At 55.3% G+C, this 17417-nt stretch carries 11 protein-coding genes; 6 read left to right on the forward strand and 5 right to left on the reverse strand.

Annotated features, from left to right (window positions below; translation table 11 throughout):
- Positions 1 to 4 precede the first annotated feature (4 nt).
- Positions 5 to 1048 carry a glycosyltransferase family 9 protein gene (locus OSO_RS0135950; protein WP_010587642.1) on the reverse strand — a complete coding sequence of 348 codons (1044 nt, stop codon included), beginning with the start codon at positions 1046 to 1048 and terminating at the stop codon, positions 5 to 7.
- Between the two features lie 1443 nt (positions 1049 to 2491).
- Here OSO_RS0135950 and OSO_RS0135965 point away from each other — a divergent pair.
- From OSO_RS0135965 to OSO_RS0135990, 4 genes are all read left to right on the forward strand, one after another.
- The gene (locus OSO_RS0135965) at positions 2492 to 4252 is read left to right on the forward strand and encodes a leucine-rich repeat domain-containing protein (protein ID WP_010587645.1); all 1761 of its coding nucleotides are present in this window, start codon (positions 2492 to 2494) and stop codon (positions 4250 to 4252) included.
- Between the two features lie 98 nt (positions 4253 to 4350).
- Positions 4351 to 4494, forward strand: a complete 144-nt coding sequence (locus OSO_RS51135; RefSeq protein ID WP_157605941.1) for a hypothetical protein — start codon at positions 4351 to 4353, stop codon at positions 4492 to 4494.
- A gap of 1113 nt (positions 4495 to 5607) precedes the next feature.
- Positions 5608 to 7332, forward strand: a complete 1725-nt coding sequence (locus OSO_RS0135985; RefSeq protein ID WP_010587648.1) for an ABC transporter permease — start codon at positions 5608 to 5610, stop codon at positions 7330 to 7332.
- A gap of 59 nt (positions 7333 to 7391) precedes the next feature.
- Positions 7392 to 10178 (forward strand): PA14 domain-containing protein, encoded by a 2787-nt coding sequence (locus OSO_RS0135990; protein WP_010587649.1) that lies wholly within the window; start codon positions 7392 to 7394, stop codon positions 10176 to 10178.
- A gap of 873 nt (positions 10179 to 11051) precedes the next feature.
- Here the strand turns inward: OSO_RS0135990 and gcvPA are convergent.
- From gcvPA to OSO_RS50455, 4 genes are all read right to left on the reverse strand, one after another.
- Entirely contained in the window at positions 11052 to 12413 is a 1362-nt protein-coding gene (gene gcvPA, locus OSO_RS0136000; RefSeq protein ID WP_029247825.1) for an aminomethyl-transferring glycine dehydrogenase subunit GcvPA, read from the reverse strand.
- A gap of 41 nt (positions 12414 to 12454) precedes the next feature.
- Positions 12455 to 12874: a glycine cleavage system protein GcvH gene (gcvH, locus tag OSO_RS0136005; protein ID WP_010587651.1), complete on the reverse strand. Its 420-nt coding sequence runs from the start codon at positions 12872 to 12874 to the stop codon at positions 12455 to 12457.
- A 48-nt stretch (positions 12875 to 12922) separates the two neighbouring features.
- On the reverse strand, positions 12923 to 13405 hold the full coding sequence (gene rpiB, locus OSO_RS0136010; protein WP_010587652.1) for a ribose 5-phosphate isomerase B: 483 nt from the start codon (positions 13403 to 13405) through the stop codon (positions 12923 to 12925).
- 195 nt (positions 13406 to 13600) lie between these two features.
- A complete protein-coding gene (locus OSO_RS50455) occupies positions 13601 to 14722 on the reverse strand; it encodes an arsenate reductase/protein-tyrosine-phosphatase family protein (protein WP_010587653.1) in 1122 nt (373 codons plus the stop codon).
- 394 nt (positions 14723 to 15116) lie between these two features.
- Here OSO_RS50455 and murC point away from each other — a divergent pair, with 394 nt between their 5' ends.
- Together murC and murB are read left to right on the forward strand one after the other, a co-directional pair.
- Positions 15117 to 16502 carry a UDP-N-acetylmuramate--L-alanine ligase gene (murC, locus tag OSO_RS49070; protein ID WP_010587654.1) on the forward strand — a complete coding sequence of 462 codons (1386 nt, stop codon included), beginning with the start codon at positions 15117 to 15119 and terminating at the stop codon, positions 16500 to 16502.
- On the forward strand, positions 16480 to 17358 hold the full coding sequence (murB, locus tag OSO_RS0136025; protein ID WP_010587655.1) for a UDP-N-acetylmuramate dehydrogenase: 879 nt from the start codon (positions 16480 to 16482) through the stop codon (positions 17356 to 17358). The genes murC and murB overlap by 23 nt, the downstream gene beginning before the upstream one ends.
- The last annotated feature ends 59 nt before the right edge of the window (positions 17359 to 17417 follow it).

Consider the following 17417-nt stretch of genomic DNA (forward strand, 5'->3'; position numbering starts at 1 on the left):
TCAGTCAAGCATTCACGATGTCATGGCGTTTTTTAATCTGGTCGGAGCCAGTCCCCGTTACTTCAACAGTTCGCTCAGTGTTTTCGTTGTGCGAGAGGGCTCCGCCGCGGTAGTAGAGTTCAATGCTCTGGGTGACCTGTTGAGGGCTGATCAGATCCAGGCATTGGGGAATACGCAGATCTGCCGAAACTTGTGCAGGTGACGTGCAGAGGTCGTATCGATCTTTGGGGTCACCGTCTCCGACAAGCTGGCAGCGTGACTTCCAGCAACCTCCTTCGGCACAGCAGGGAAGGGCTCCGTTTGTGCTCAGAAACTGGTGGTTGGGATACGCTTCCCAATGTGCTGGCTCGCGCCCACCCGCAATCACCACGCATGGTCGTCGCGGCGGGCGACCTGGCTTCGTCTCGACTGCAGCGGCCAAATGCATCGCAAACGTGACGGGACAGACGACACCGTCCGCGTGATACATCAATCGCACAAACTCACGCGGCGTTGTCTTTCCAATGAGGTTGATGACACCGCGCAAGGGCGGGTGCCAGTGGCTGGCTTCGCCACATTGAACGAACGTCACTTTGCCCTGAAGATTGTCGACGACCTGTTGATAGCTGTGTGGGTTCCACCATTTGGCCGTGAAGTCAAATTTCCCGCCCGCCACAATGATCCAAAAGTGTTCGGGGACGCCGAACGATGCTCCGGGAGGCGTTTGCAGTTTCTCGTCATTTGACAGATGAATGTCGCCTGCGAAACGCGTGACGGGGATGTCGAGGTCAAGCCGACGCTCAAGGTATTGCGTGAATCCATGAATAAAGTGATAGGGACGCTGATTACACTGGTGAATGAGTGGATAGTGCATGTCGATTGACTCGACATTGGGATCATTCTCATTCAGCTTTGTGAGATAGGGATTGTTCTCCCAGAGCATGTCCACGGAGGTGCGAACATCGGTTTGAAACTGCCCAGGTGCCGCTGCATGCAGATCACGAACCGTCGCGGTTAGCATGACAATATCACCGGGTGACTGAAAAGACTTCAAAATCAAACGACGCACGGCGCTCTTTCATTTCGTGTTTACTGTTTTTAGCCAGGGTAACTGTTCACAGGCCGGGGACTGGTTCATTTTCCCGCGACTAAGGACAGAGTTGCGATGGTCGAAGCACTGTGGATTGCAATGGTTCGGGGATGTGCCTGTCCCCCTCTCTTCAGACTGTGAACAAGTTACGTTGTCAGGTTCTGATTGATCGCGTGATCTGTGCCGTCATCTTGCGTCGCATTGTGTACAGATATCGATCGATATGTATTGTTGGCATTCGATGTTGTGATTCGAAGGCCGATCAAACATCGGGCAGCCGTACGCAGGCCGAAGGCTGGCTCGTTTTCCCGCGGCAAAGGGATGGGCTGCGGTGGTCGAAGTGCGTGGATTCCAATGGTCTGAGAAAATGTGTCTGTCTTTCTCTTGTTGGGTGATAGACGTTTGTGAATGCGCGAGCCATGTGCTCTGAGCCCGTCGAACAAAGCCATGCGGCCAATATCAATTTGAAAAGAGTGTTTAACTGCGTGTTAATGTGTTGCATATTATGTTTTCTCAATTTGTGTGTACGTTTTCTTGTACAGGGTGAAGTCATGATGTAGCCGTTCACAGGCCGGGGACTGGCTCATTTTCCCGCGACTAAGGACAGAGTTGCCATGGTCGAAACACTATGGATTCCAATGGTCCGGGGAAATGTGCGTGTCCCCCTCTCTTCAGATTGTGAACGATTACGTCATGATGCACGCCATATCAATTCAATGATTTGCGTCGAACGCGTTGTGAGCCTCGGAATGTGTGGAGGCTCAGGAGGGATCAGGAATGACTGACTTCCTTGTTCCGTCTGTGTTGCTGCACACAGTCGGGGATGAAACTATTTGGGTTGCGTCATTCAGTTCTTGTGTGACCACGGGTCTATCACCTCTTTAATGTGTCTTGATTCACCCCGGCGTCGATTCATTGGCAACATCGTATCGGTGGAAAAATCTTTCAAAAGACGGATCTTCCAAACGTTTGGAAACAAGAACGAATTTACTTCTAAGGCACATTCTTGAGGTACCTCGGAAGGTAACCGTTCACAGCCTGAAGAGAGGGGGGAAGGCACGTTTTTCCGGACCATTGGGGTCCACAGTGCTTCGACCATCGCAACGATGTCCTTAGTCGCGGGAAAATGAGCCAGCCCCCGGCCTGTGAACGGTTACCCTCGGAAGTTCTTTCGCTATTGGATCGGCGACATCACGTTCTTCATACATTGCCAGCGCGACGTCATCGAATTGGCGTCGGATACCAGTATCGAGTCGAGCAGTTGATTCCTCGTTCCCAAGCTCGGTCTTGTCTCTCGCCAGCGACAAGGTCGGGTGGCAAAACGTCTCCTTCTGGATTTCGCGAATCAGCAGAGACACCGTGACGGTAGTTCCGATGCGAATCGATTATGATTGAGTCTAAGGTCCTCGATTAGGAACAATCATGCGGATTCGCGTTCTCTCTCTACTGGTGGTGTCGTTACTGGCGGCTTCTGCTTCCGTTGCACAGGAAACATCGGCCGAGGCGATGGCCGTCAAAAAGCTGGAATTACTTGGCGGTAAGATTGAGCGAAATGCCGATCTGCCAGGCCAACCGATTGTGGGGATCTCATTTGCGGGTAACGCTCGATTCAATGACAGATACGTTCATTTGATTTCCCCGCTCGGACGATTGGAGTCGCTGGATCTTAGCAACACCCAGATCACGGATCTGGGTCTGAAAGAGCTTCGTAAGCTCAACGCGCTGACGTCCCTCAATCTCAGATATACGGCAATTTCCGATGTGGGCCTGAGCGAATTGAGCGAGATGTCGAAGCTCGACACGCTCAATCTTTCGGCGACTCAGATTTCCGATGCAGGTCTCGACAAGTTGCTTGCTCTGAGAAACTTGACGGCGATCGATCTGAGCGAGACCGCGATCACAGATTCTGCGCTGAAGCCATTGTCCGTTCTCGAAAACCTTTCGACGATCAATCTCAGTACGACCAAGATCGACGGATCGGGGTTGGCCGACTTGAGTGGGCTTAAGAATCTCAAAACGCTCGTACTGAGCCATTCGCCGATCACCAACGAGGCGCTTGCTGGGGTTGCTGCTCTTCGGAACCTGACAACACTCGAACTCTGGAACACGCCGATTTCCGCTGACGGGCTGAAATCGCTTGGCACTCTCACCGACTTGACCAAGCTCAACTTGGGCTTCACGTCACTCGACGATACCGGGCTTGCGGAACTGGCCACCCTGACGAATTTGAAGGCACTGAATCTGATGCAAACGGGAGTTACCGACACGGGGCTTTCGAGCTTGAGTCAAATCAAAAACCTGACAAATCTGAATCTGAATGACACTCAAATCACGGATGCGGGCATGGTCGCCATTGCCAGGCACAAAGATCTCAATGAGCTTCATCTAGAAGGCACTCGGCTGACGGATGTCGGGTTGAGAGCCTTAAAGACACTGGGTGAATTGGATGTCTTGCAGATCGGAAAGACTGCGGTCACAGATGCTGGCGTCGAGGAGCTAGCTGGGTTCAAGCATCTGAAGATTTTGAGATTGGGAAGTACGAAAGTCTCCGATGAGGGCCTCAAATCTCTATTAGGGCTCGAACATCTTCAATCCCTGGGGCTTGGAGGAACGGGGATCACCGATGTTGGAGCCAAACAGCTGGCGAGCCTCACGACGCTGACGGGCCTCGATTTGGATGCCACGGCGGTTACTGACGAGGGAGTTCGAGAGTTGGGGGGGCTTTCGAATCTCGAATACCTGTCCCTCATTTCGACCAAAATCTCGGACGATGGCGTCTCGGGATTGGGGGCATTCAAAAAGTTGAAAATGTTGTTCCTCCATAATAATCAAATCAGCGATGAAGGCTTGAAAGGGCTGAACGATCTGTCGCAGTTGACGACTCTGTATTTGAGTATGACGCAAGTGACAGACGTCGGGATGAAAGAGCTGAAGAACCTGAAACATCTTAAAGACCTCGTTCTATGCGATACTCAAATCACTGACGCGGGCTTGAAGGAATTGACGGGGCTCAGCGAACTGAATGTCCTGGTGATACGAAACGTCGCGGTCACCGACGCATGCCTTGAGCACCTGACCAGCTTCAAGAACTTGACACATCTTTGCATTGACGTGCATCGCTTTTCTGAAGCAGGGCTAAACGCATTCAAAACATCCATGCCAAACGTGCGGGTCTTGCCGTGATCGTTTTTCAACCCGTTGCCTCAGGGCGTTCCCCGATAGCCGTTCACAGACCGGGTCTGGCTCATTTCCCCGCGGTCAAGGGAAGGAGATTCGAGTCGATGCACTATGGATTCCAATTGAACCGGGAAAATACGCCCGTTCCCCTCTCTTCGGGCGGTGATCGGTTACCGATCGTCGTGCAGTCGGACTCTGCAAAATCAGGCGACTTTGCGGGCGACGGGATTCGTATGTCGCTTTCGTGACGAGGTTCGGGGCGGAAGACAGAGGGAAATCAAGGGGACTTGTCTCGATCTATGGTCGTGATGAATCCGAAGTGTGTTCAAATGGGTGTGGATCTTCCAAACGTTTGGAAACGACACCGGAACTGCTCGTCGCGCAGCGGCTGGGCTTTGCTATCCTGGCAAACTGTTGCTGGTGAACTCAGGAAAGTGGATGGATTCACGGGCTAGCAGCCTGTTGAAGTAACGGGGACTGGCTCCGACCAGATTAAGAAACGCCATCACATCGTGAATGCCGATGTGTCTGTCCCCCTTACTTCAACAGGCTGCCTGCAAGATCACGAAGCCCATGTCGCCAAATCGTGGATGATGTGGCGGGTGCCATGCAACGGGGATTGGCCTTCATCCTCGATCAAAGGCGCGCTGACGTCTCATTGCATCGCAATGAGGCTGCCGCTACCGGTCTGTTCGATGGTTTGCGAAAACGGCGATTTTGAGCAGGGTGTGCAGTGCAATGATCAACTTCTTGATCACGTGGTTTCCCCCTGAAAAATAGAAAGATGACCCAAGTTGCTCATTTTTGTCAGGCAGAGTTGAAAATCGGGCAATATTTAAAAAAAGACACTTTTGAATGCAGCTCGGTCACGTATTTTTCATGAAATGTCTTTGCATGCGACTGGTGCCAGAACCAGCGCATATCAGGCCGAGGCACACACTTGCTGAAGGGGGCGAACGGCTTCGTGTGAAATGGTCGTTCGATCTTCTGCATGGCTCGGGCGGATTAACGGTCGCCAGGCAGTCGGATCGGCAATTCCCAGAAGGATTTGGGCCTTCACTTGTTTTGAATTGGGCTTTTGCCTGGTCTCACGAATCCGTTCGTCGTCGGTGTTGTATTGTCGTTGTGACGTAAAATGTTGTGAGCCAATGCGATGTTGTTGTTCTTCTGTCAAGCAGGGCTGTCGGTCGCGAAGTCTTGTATTCAGGATTTGTCGACAGGGAAGGGGCGGGCTGCGCCGTCAAAAGCCGCGGCAATCTCGTAGGCTGGCGAGTGGATCACCGTGCTGGGGCGGGGTATCATCGCCCGTCTGGACAAAGGTGATCTGAATCCTGAAATCTCCTCCGTCGAAAGTTGCTGCCGTGCTGGCTGGCCCGTTGTTTTCTCGTGAAGCCCTCACCGTACCACGTCAGTTGACTCATTTTCTGATTCGGTCGGGATACATCGCGGCGCTATTCGTGTTGATGTACACCGCCGCTCAGACGACATTTGGCTGGCAGCAGGTCCGAAATCTGGGCGACATCGCGCGCTTCGGCCAACTGGTTTTCCAGGTGTTCGCCGTGGTCCAACTGGCGCTGATGCTGTTCTTTGCGGTGCTCTTCGCGGCGGGCAACGTGGCGCAAGAGAAGGATCGCCGCACGATGTTGTTGCTGCTCATGACCGACCTTCGCGATCGTGAACTGGTGCTCGGAAAGCTGACGGCCAGTCTGCTGTTACCGATCGTGCTACTGTCGGTTTCGATTCCCGTCTTCGTGATCGTGCAATTGCTGGGCGGTGTTTCGCTTGCCCAGATTGGCTGTGCCATCGCCATTTCTGCGGCGGCGGGTCTGGCCGCCGGAAGCTGGGGATCACTCGTCGCCTTCTGGCGCGACAAGACGTTCCAGACGCTTGCGATTAGTCTGATCGGGATCGTGATCTACATGGGGCTGGTCGAGGGGATTCTCGCCGCGATCGGATCCGTCTCCAATGTCGCGCTCGTTGTGGGGGCATTCAATCCCTTTCGAGCAATGCTACGAGTGCTCGATCCGCTAAATGTGGCGGGCGGCGTTTCGTTCGTACAGGTCGCGTCAATGTCGACTGCGGCACTGACGTTCCTCGCGATTGCGATTGTGGCGGTGACGATTCTTCGTGTTCGGGTTTGGAACCCATCACGCACCCTGGGGGATCTGGCGACGATGGACGAAAAGGATCGGGGTGTGGTTCGGCCGCCGCGTCCCGTTTGGAATAGTCCCATCATCTGGCGTGAAATGATGACCAAGGCCTATGGCCGCAAAATCTTCGTCATTAAACTGGCATATCTGGTGATTGCCGCCGCCGCGTTCTATGTGGTTCTGACGACGCCAGCCGGTTCGGCTCTGGTGCTGGGGATGATTTCCCCGATCGGTGCCGCGTTCGTGGCGTTGAGTCTTCTCACCATGATGCTCGTGAACGCGCAAGGGGTCACGGCTTTGACGAGCGAGCGTGATGCCGGGACGCTCGAATTGCTGCTGGTGACGGACATCAGCGCGAAAGAGTTCATTTTCGGCAAGTTGGGCGGCGTGCTGTTCAACAGCAAAGAACTGATTCTGACGCCGCTCCTCTTCATCATCTGGTACATGTTCCAGGGTGTGCTATCGGTCGAGAATTTCGTCTATGTGACGATTGGGTTCATCTCGCTGGTGGTGTTTGCGGCGATGCTGGGATTGCATTCGGGTTTAAGCTATTCGATCTCGCGAATCGCGATCGTGAACAGTTTGGGTACGATGTTCTTTCTGTTTGTCGGGATCTTCATTTGTATGATCTTGATTTTGCAGGCACGTTCATCGTTCGGCCTGCAACTGCCCAGCTTCCTCGTCTTCATTCTCGGGGGCAGTCTGGGGCTATGGGCGTCGCTGACGCACCGGAATCCATCTCCCGCACTGACGCTCGCCGCGGGAATTCTGCCGTTTTGCACGTTCTATGCGATTACCAGCTTTTTGCTCGGCCAGACACTGGGTGTGTGTCTCTTCGTCGTGGCAGCCTATGGCTTTACCACGATCGCGATGCTGATCCCCGCCGTAAGCGAGTACGATTCGGCACTCGGTCGCACGGAAATGCCGAAAGGGTAGTCGCATACAACCCACGTCTGGCTTGGACAAAGCCCCGTCTCTCGTGAGGAATCTGTTTCATGCTGGTGCGTATGGCGCGTGTGTGTTTGGTGCTGGGCATGAACGTTGTCGGGTTCACGGCGATGGCCGCCGATCAGACGGCGCCGCGCGTGCCGGGGTTCGATCGATTTTACGCCGTTCCCGCCAGTCAATCGGCTGACGCCGACGAAGATGTTGTTGTCCTTGATCCTGTGACGGGTGGGCGAATCCTGCTGGGTGACCTGAACTGTACTTCGTGTCATCAGGCCAGTGCTGAGGCGAAATCGCGACTCTCGCCCAAGCAGGCACCGATCCTGGATGACGTGGGGTCTCGAGTGAAAACGGATTGGCTACGGAAGTTCCTCGCGAGTCCGCACCAATTGAAACCCGGGACCACGATGCCCGATGTGATCTCGGCATTGCCGGAGGCCCAGCGCGATTCCAGCGTTGAAGCGTTGACTCATTTTCTCGCCTCGACAGGAACGATCTCTGAAGCTCGCCCCGACGGGGACGCGGCAACCCGAGGAGCGGTCCTGTTTCGGCGTGTGGGGTGTCTCGCTTGTCACAATTCGAATGCCGATGGCGCACCCGATCATCCGACATCTGTCGTATTGCCGGACGTGGGGAAGAAGTATACCGCGTCCAGTTTAATGGCCTTCTTGAAAGATCCGCTCAAAGTTCGTCCATCCGGGCGGATGCCGGCGTTTGCTTTGAATGACGACGAAGTTCGCTATCTCGCGCATCACTTCGTTCGTGATGGTCTGACGTCACCCAATGTGAAGTATTCCTTGTACACGGGGAATTGGAGCGGCTTGCCGAAGTTCAGTGAGTTGACACCCGTGATGTCTGGAGTGGTGTCAGGATTCAGTTTGGGAGTTGCGGATCGCAGCAACGATTATGCAGTGCAGTTCTCAACATATCTGAAGATCGACAAGGCGGGCGAGTATCGGTTCTGGCTGGGCTCCGACGATGGGAGTCGGCTGACAATCGACGAGCAGGTGATCGTCGACTGTGATGGCGTGCATCCCCATGAAACGAAGCAGGGGCGTGCTTCGTTAACGGTCGGATTTCATCGCGTGGTTGTCGAGTTTTTCCAGCAGGGCGGCGGGGCGAGTTTAGAAGCCGAGTTTTCGGGGCAGGGAATTACGCGCCAGCCGATCGCGGGATTTGCCTATCTGGATCCGGTGGTGCCCGCCGCTGTTTCACGTCCCGACTCGCCTGTGTTCACGTTGAATCAGGAATTGGTGGTCAAAGGGCGAGCACTGTTCGCGACGCTGGGCTGTGCGTCGTGCCATCAAATGAAAGTCGATGGTCAGGCGATCGTGTCGACGCTGGCCGCCAAGCCGCTTGGGGAGCTCGTTTCAGGGGCTGGATGTCTCGCCGAGAACGTTTCGGGACGCGCTCCACGGTTCGGGTTGACCATCGCTCAGCGTCAGTCACTGGGGGCGGCGCTTCGAGCCACGGCGAACGAAACGCTCGCAGAAACTGTGCATCGAACTCTGGCGACTTTGAACTGTTATGCCTGCCATCAGCGAGGAACGCTGGGCGGCGTGGAAGTGGTTCGGAACGAGTCCTTTGAATCATTGCAGAAAGAGATGGGCGATGAAGGACGCTTGCCTCCAGCTCTGACAGGGGTCGGTGACAAGCTGCAGCGAGACTGGCTGAAACATGTCCTGAATCAAAGTTCGGACGATCGGAAGCAGTATCTGGCGACACGGATGCCCAAGTTTGGTCCTGCAAATGTCGAACAGTTGGTCTCACAATTTGAGGCGGTCGACAAGGTGGATGATCGTCTGCCCAATGCGGAATTCACCGAGCCGGAATATCGCGTCAAGTCGGCCGGTCGTCATCTAGTGGGCGGGCAGGCATTGTCCTGCATCAAGTGCCATGACTTCGGTTCGCATGCATCGACCGGCGTTCGCGCGATGAGTTTGACGACGATGAATCAGCGGCTGCGGCCCGAATGGTTCTATCGTTATGTGCTTGATCCACAGGTCTACCGTCGGGGGACTCGCATGCCGGCGCCCTGGCCCTTCGGACAGACGACGATTCGGGACGTGTTGAACGGTGACGTCAACCAGCAGGTCCAGGCCGTGTGGTTGTACTTGTCGGATCGCAATAAGGCCTCTGTCCCCGCGGGGCTGATTCGGCAGCAGATCGAACTGAAGCCGGAATCGGAACCGATCATCTACCGCAACTTTATCGAAGGCGCCGGCGCGCGTGCGATTGGGGTGGGGTATCCCGAAGGGGTGAATCTGGCGTTCGATGCGAATCAGATGCGACTTGCGATGATCTGGCACGGGGCGTTCATGGATGCCTCACGCCATTGGACTGGACGTGGCCAGGGGTTTGAGCCACCGCTGGGTGATGATGTCGTGCCGCTGCCCAATCAGGTGCCATTTTTCGTGCTTGATAAGCCGGATCGTGAAGTTCCGACCATTTCTGCGAAAGAGGCAGGGTACCAATTCCTGGGATATCGGCTGGACGAGAACTTGCGACCGATCTTCCGCTATTCGCTCTCGGGGCTCACGATCAGTGATCAGCCGATTCCCTTGGTGGGCCCAGATCGAAAAGTGGGGCTGAAGCGGATCCTGCGATTCGAAGGGGCAGGCGAGACGAGTGCGCTGTGGTATCGTGCAGCGGTCGGCAGCCAGATCGAGAAGAGTGGTGACGATCGCTATCTGATTGATCGTGTGTGGACGATGGAACTGCAGGTTCGAGGCGCAGATCAGCCGCTGATTCGTTTTTTGCAGGGCAAGCAGGAATTGCTCGTTCCGATTCGGATGGTCAACGGTCAGGCTGAAGTGATTCAGCAATTCCATTGGTGACTGTGACGCCAGCTCGATTGATGGTCGGTCATGCTCGAGATACTTGGGTGGATCAGCCCGCATCGTTCACCAGGAAATGCAAGACGCGTGAGTGGCACTTGCCAGACTCACGCGTCTTCTGAGATTCATCGCAGCCACACTTCAAAAGAGTAGTCGGCTGAAAGCATAGGCGCTCGCCCGGTGATGGCCATCAGACCAACCCCGGCTACACTTCCAGCCGACGTACCCTTGGTGGAAACGACCGCGAAACATCGAATTCGTCCAGCGTCCGTGCGGCGGTCCAGGTCGAAGTCTTTTCGACAAGTCACTGATAAAGCAAGGCTCGTGCCGCGTTGGGTTTTGTGGCCGATAAATTGGGACTTTGCACGAATGCCTAGCGGAAAAACGTTGTGCAAATTTTTCATGCCCGTTCAGATGCCTGGCGAGTTGCTTAGTGGCAAGGCATCGACGCACAAAGAATCTCAGGCTTGCGCCGGCGGTTCTGACCGTCCCCTTCGGGATGGCGCGGTGGGCGTATGGCATGCCTGTTGGCGCAGCCACGCTGTCCAGGCAGGTTCGCGCGTATCGCGTACGGGCTCATTGGCCTGCTTGCCGCGAATTCAGTGACCCGTCCGTTCCGAATTGGAATTGCGGTCGACCGAAGAGTCAGGGTTTATCAACGTTTCCCATGAAGGGAATCGGTTTCGTACGTCTTCCTAACGTTTGGAAACAGCATCCATTTTGGTGCTGCGAAGATTGGGGATGTTGATATCGTCGATGTGGCCGTCAAATTGATAGGCCATCGGACGGAAGTGATCTTTGGCAATGTGCGCGAGTCGAGAGAGCCTCCGTGTGGAGGCATGACGAAGTTTTTGTCTGCCGCCTGCAAATCCTTCAGTGGTTTGCCAGCGCGTCGACAAGGCGGTCGATTTCGTCCTTGGTCCGTGATTCGGTCACCGCGACCAGCAGGCATTGTTCACGGTCTTCAGCGGACAGCCAGTCGAGGTCTGAACACCGATTCAAGGCGGGGCCAATATCGATCTTGGCTTCGGCGGCCCGGCGGATGGCCGTGTTGGCGCCGTCCTTGTATTTCAGCACGAACTCTTTGAAGAACGGAGATGCAAAGCGAAGTTCACATCCCTCAATGAGCTTGAGTCGGTCGGCCGCATAGTGGGCCTTGCGACAACTGAGTTCCGCAACTTCGCGTAGTCCTTTGGGGCCCAGCAGGGCGAGATACACCGTGGCACGCAGGGCCATCAGTCCCTGGTTCGTGCAGATGTTACTCATTGCTCCAGCACGGCGGATATGTTGTTCGCGTGCCTGCAGGTTCAAAAAGTAACATCGCTGACCGTTTCGGTCGACCGTTTGACCGATCAGTCGTCCCGGCATTTTTCTGACGAATTGCTGACGACATGCGAGGATTCCCAGGTAGGGTCCGCCGAATTGGAGCGGGATGCCCAGGGACTGTCCTTCTGCGACGGCGATATCCGCGCCAAGGTCCCCTGGGCGCTTCAGGATCCCCAAGCTAAGGGGATCGAACGAAACGACGAGCAACGCTCCGGCCTGATGTGCGGCCTGTCCGATGGCTTCGACGCTTTCGAGGCATCCAAAAAAGTTCGGTTGCTGGACGACGACACATGCCGTCTGGTCATTGATGACTGAGGCCAATTCCGACGGGTTGACGAATCCATTCGGGGCGGGGACCACAACGAGCTCGGTCGTCTTGTTCACCAGGTAGGTCTTGAGCGTTTCGGTGGCTTGGGGGTTGATTGACCCCAGCACGACGACACGCCCACTCCGGTCTGTGCAACGCATGGCCATTAGCACGGCCTCGGCGACGCCACTGCCACCCTCATACAGGCTGGAGTTGGCGACATCGAGACCTGTTACCTCGGCGATCATCGATTGGAATTCGAAGAACGCTTGAAGCGTACCTTGGCTGGCTTCGGCCTGATACGGGGTATACGCGGTATAAAACTCACCACGCGAGGTGACTTCGTCGACCACGCTGGGGATGAAGTGGTCGTAGGCTCCGCCACCCATAAAGCAGGCGCGTGTGGTGGCACCTGCGTTCAAGGCGGCCAGGCGAGTCAACTCTTGCTGCAGTTCGAGTTCGGTCAGCGCACGAGGCAAATCCAGCGGCTGTTTGAGCTGCAGTTCCGAAGGAATTTGATCGAGCAGAGTCTGCAGGGAACCGACACCGATTCGCTCAAGCATCTGCCGCTGTTCGTCGGCAGTCGAGAAGAGATAAGACAACGGGAATACCTTACTTGAAACTCCGTTTTCGGAATCGTCTATTAGTGGGCGGAGGCGTCGCAGTGTGCTTTGTATTCCGACTGGCTGAGCAGATTGCCGAGCTCGCCCACGTCGGTCACGTTTGCTTTGATCAGCCATCCATCGGCGAACGGGCTGGACGTCAAAAGATCCAGTTCGGCGGCTATGGTTTTGCCATCAGCACCACGACGTTCGGTCAGGCGTTCGTTTCTGGCGAGGACTTCACCACTGACGGGCGCATAGAGATCGCTGACGGCCTTGACGCTTTCCACTTCACCGAATGGCTGTCCTTGCGTCATTTTCTTGCCGATGGGGGGCAGGTCCGCAAAGACGAGATCGCTGAGAAGGTGCACCGCAAAGTCGGTGATTCCAATCGTCGCAGTCGTGCCCTCAAGGGCGACCCATTCGTGTGTTTTCGAGTACTTCAGTTGATCAGGCGACATTCGAACGCGGCTCCAATTGTATTCACGATTGCGTTGGCAATCGGAACATCATTCACAAGGACTGCATTGAGAGGTGGGCTGTCCACATTCCACCTGATGTTCTACGTCGGCGATTTTGCCGATCCGACGGGCATGGCGTCCACCTTCAAACGCGGTTTCGAGCCAAATCTCGATCATGCGAAGAGTCAGTCGCTCGCCCAGCAGGTCAGCTGAAAGGCACAGAACATTGGCGTCATTGTGACGACGACTCATTTCCGCCGTCAATTCGTCATGACAAAGTGCCGCGCGGACACCGGGAAATTTGTTGGCGACAATACTCATGCCGATCCCGCTGCCACAGATCAGAATCGCCCGATCCGCCTGTCCTTCCGAGACCGCGCGCGATCCTTTCGCACCATAGTCCGGGTAGTCGACGATCTCTGCCGTCTCAGGGCCAAGGTCGATTGGCTCGTGCCCGAGTTCGGCAACTTGGGCGAGAATTCGGGACTTCACTTGAAAGCCCCGATGGTCACTGGCGACGACAATTTTCATAAGACTCGACTCAATTTTTGAACCCGGGCCGTCCGGCAGACGTTTTTGTATTCGCGAAGAAGTTCGGGCGGGGACTTATACGTTTATTCTCGAACGATTGCGGGCCATTTCTATCGGCTCGCCGGAACCAGCCCATCCCAGGTTCAAGGAGTTTCCCGCGTGGCATTGTAGCAAGAAAAGTGGTTAGGTAAGAGTCTATGGCCTGGTCGGGATAAGATGAGTGATCAATGTCTTTAAGTGATGCTCAATACTGACTTTACATGCTGCATATTCTCTGGCTCCGCCACCGTATGGGTCAGAGATATCGAGGTGTTCAGATGACAATAAGTTAACGCGATCCGCAAAATCGGGGTAAGCGCTCACAATGGATTGCCGGTGCCCGCGGGTCATCGTTAACACGTGGTCAGCATGTAGCAGAAGCCGTTCCGTCAGTGGTTGGCTTTCGTGATTTCGAAGGTCAATCCCCTCTTCCGCGAGCAAATTGACCGCTTCGCGACTGGCAGGGGAACCATTACCCGCCGACAATCCAGCAGAAAGAACGTTAAAGCCGCGGTCGATTAATTCTTCGTCATGACATTGCAGTCGCTCAGCGAGCAGTTTGCGGAATAGTGCCTCCGCCATCGGGCTTCGGCACGTGTTTCCTGTGCAGACGAATAGATAAACTTCGCTGCAGAGTCGCTGCAATGTGCAATCGGAGACGACACCCGGTTCTGCAATCGTCCAGTCATTATGATCGACGCGGACAGTGGTGGATGGTTCACCGTAACGGGTGGGGCCATCGTCCAAAATCATCGCAACGTGTTCGCCGAATTGCGCTGCAAGATCTGCTGCGTTGCGCGGCATCCGCATGTCACCAATGTGTTCGGCGCACGCGATCAAAGGAGCAGGGGATAGCCTCAACACTTCTTGCAGAATCTCTTGAGCCGAAACGCGGAAGCTGACCGCGTTGTCGGTGGAAATGAGGGCTTGCTGCGTGGCGTGACTAAAGTCGCGAAAGACTCCATCAACATTCGCATGAGGTATCGAAAGCGTGAGCGGTCCCGGCCAGGCGCGACGCGAAAGCTTATCGGCGTGCGGCGGCATCTGTGGCAGATAGTCCCACAATTCAAAGCAGGATTTCAGTAGAATCGTTCGTCGTCCCCGTGGATCGAGTTCCACGAGTTTCCGCATACCAAGCTCGCTCAATGGGTTCGCGACGATCAAATACAACGTCTCTGTCGGAAACGCGACCAGATCGCCATCCGCCAACCGGTGACACGCACGATGAATTGCATCGCGAGGGTCGTCAGTGCGGCGAATATCGACAATCTGATTCATAAAGCAGATCCGAAGTTGAACCGGTCAACTGTGCACGATGCGAAATGAGGAAGAATGCCCAAGCCGATTCAGTCTCCGACGGTCACCTCGAAGACCGGGGACGACGGCGCGGCAGGAAGAGTGTATCCTTGTGGTGGCTGATGATCAACCACCCAATTGAGCGAGACGGCAACAAGTTCTGAAGTGGAATCGAGTTAGGAGTTCGATTCGAACGGAATTTCCACCTAGCAGTCCCGGCTTGGGGGAATCACGCCGAGGAATATGACAACGGCGAGGTTTGGGGGGATTTGGAGGCTGATTCAATGGGGTGATTGACTCCCGTCCTTTCAGCCGAGTTGTTGGGCTCACTCATCACAGGATGGCCGTTTTCCGATCACAGACCGAGTGTTTTGGCATGGATGAAGTTCTTTCACAATCGGCTCACTTGGTCGGAGTTTGCGGCTCGGGCATGAAAGCGCTCGCCGAATTGCTGCTTGATCGCGGTTGGCTACTGTCGGGTTCCGATCTGTTGCCGCCAACGGCCTCGATCGGGCGGTTGGTGGCACGTGGTTTGGTCTTTCGTCAGGGGCACCATGTCGAAAATCTTCCTGCCTCGGCCAGCCGATTGATTTACAGCCCTGCAATTCCAATCAGCAATCCTGAGCGACAAGAGGCGAAGCGACGACTGCTTCGTCAGGTTTCTTATAGCCAGATGGTCGGCGAACTGATGAGATCGTCACAGGGCGTCTGCATCGCAGGTACGCACGGCAAGAGCACTACAACCGCAATGACGGCGTGGATTCTCAAGGCGGCCAGCCGATTGTCGGGGGCAGTCATCGGAGCCGAACTTTGCGAATCTGGCCGCAATGGTTGGAGTGGGGCAGGCGACCTATTTGTGGCGGAGAGCTGTGAATACCAACGCAGCTTTCTCGATTTCCACCCTAGGTTTGCCGCGATTCTGGGAATGGAGCCGGACCATTTTGACTGCTATCCCGATTTCCGATCGCTGCAGAATGCCTTTTGCGATTTTGCAGACCTGATTGCCGCGGATGGGGTATTGCTGTTTAACGCGGACTGTCCTGTTTCACCGCTTGTTCTCGGGACATCCACGACAGCAGCGAGGCGGGTCTCATTTGGAACGAATCCTTCGGCGACCTGGTCGATTCAAGACGCAGAGGAGCATGATGGGGGGCAGACCTGGACACTGCTGCATCACGGTCACTCCGTGGGACAAATCAAGCTGCCGCTTTACGGTCGACACAATCGTTTGAACGCATTGGCGGCTACCGCTCTGTGCCTTGAAATCGGTATTTCGCTCGAAACAATCTGCGGGGCACTCAGCACATTTCAAGGAATTCACCGACGACTTGAGTTCGTCGGAAATTACGACGGAATCGTGTTTGTGGACGACTATGCACATCATCCGACCGCAGTGAAAGTCACCTTGCAGGCCTTGCGAAACCACTTTGGTACCCGGCGGATCGTCTGCGTCTTCCAGCCCCATCAGGTGTTGCGTACGACATCGCTGATGGATGAGTTTTCCGGTAGCTTTGGGGATGCCGACCAGGTGCTGATCGCTCCGGTGTTCGCCGCCAGAGAATCGGTAACCGACCAGCCGCGACAGGTAGCGGAACAGTTGGCGGACAGAATACTCGAAAATGGAGTGAAGGCCGAAGCGTTCGCGTCTCTTGACCAGATCGTGACCACATTGGAGGATGCAACGCGCCCTGGAGATGTCATTGTGACAATGGGGGCTGGCGACATCGACCGGATACACTATGAGTTCACTCGACGCCTTTAATTCGATTTTGCAGCGGGACGAACCGCTGGCGCCCTACACGTGGTTGAACTTGGGGGGGCCCGCGCAGTACCTGCTTACACCGCGCTCCGTCAAAGAACTGATGGAAGTCGTGCGAGTCTGTCATGACGAGCAGATTCCGATTCACATTCTGGGTGGCGGTTCCAATCTCTTGGTCAAGGATGAAGGAGTCAGTGGAGCCGTCATTCGCTTGACCGCCCCCGAATTCGGCCATGTATCGATCGAGGGCGAGCGTGTTCGTGCGGGCGGCGGTGCATTGCTGTCCCATGTGATCGCCGAAACCGTCCGAGTGGGGCTGGCGGGGTTTGAGAATCTGGCTGGAATTCCGGGGACCATCGGTGGAGCGCTCTGCGGGAACTCGGGCGGCCGTCTTGGTGAAATCTCGCAACTGGTGGACAGTGTGACCGGCTTGACTTCGCTTGGAGAGAAAGTCGTCAGGACGAAGGACGAATTGTCGTTCGACTATCGTCAAAGCAACCTGGGCGATCTGGTGATTCTCGAGGCCGAGTTTGTCCTGACACCGGGCGATTCCGAGGCGATTTCCCAGATTTTGAAGAAGAACTGGATCACGAAAAAATCCGTTCAGCCGCTCAGCTCGCAATCTGCGGGGTGTATCTTCAAAAATCCGCGTGGGCAGCGTGCGGGCCAGCTCATTGAGCAAGCTGGTTTGAAAGGTACTCGAGTCGGCGGGGCGGAAATCAGCGAACGTCACGCGAACTTTATTGTGACCCATCCCGGTGCCAAATCTGGCGATGTTCTGACGCTCATCGATCTGGTTCGATCGAAGATTTCAGAGCAGTTCGGAGTTCATCTAGAGTCAGAAATCAAAATCTGGTAATGATCGCTAGGACTGATTGGAGCAGGAAGGTCGCAAACTGCGATTGCCCCTGCTGTCCA

The sequence above is a fragment of the Schlesneria paludicola DSM 18645 genome, from assembly GCF_000255655.1.
GTDB classification, from domain to species: Bacteria; Planctomycetota; Planctomycetia; order Planctomycetales; family Planctomycetaceae; genus Schlesneria; species Schlesneria paludicola.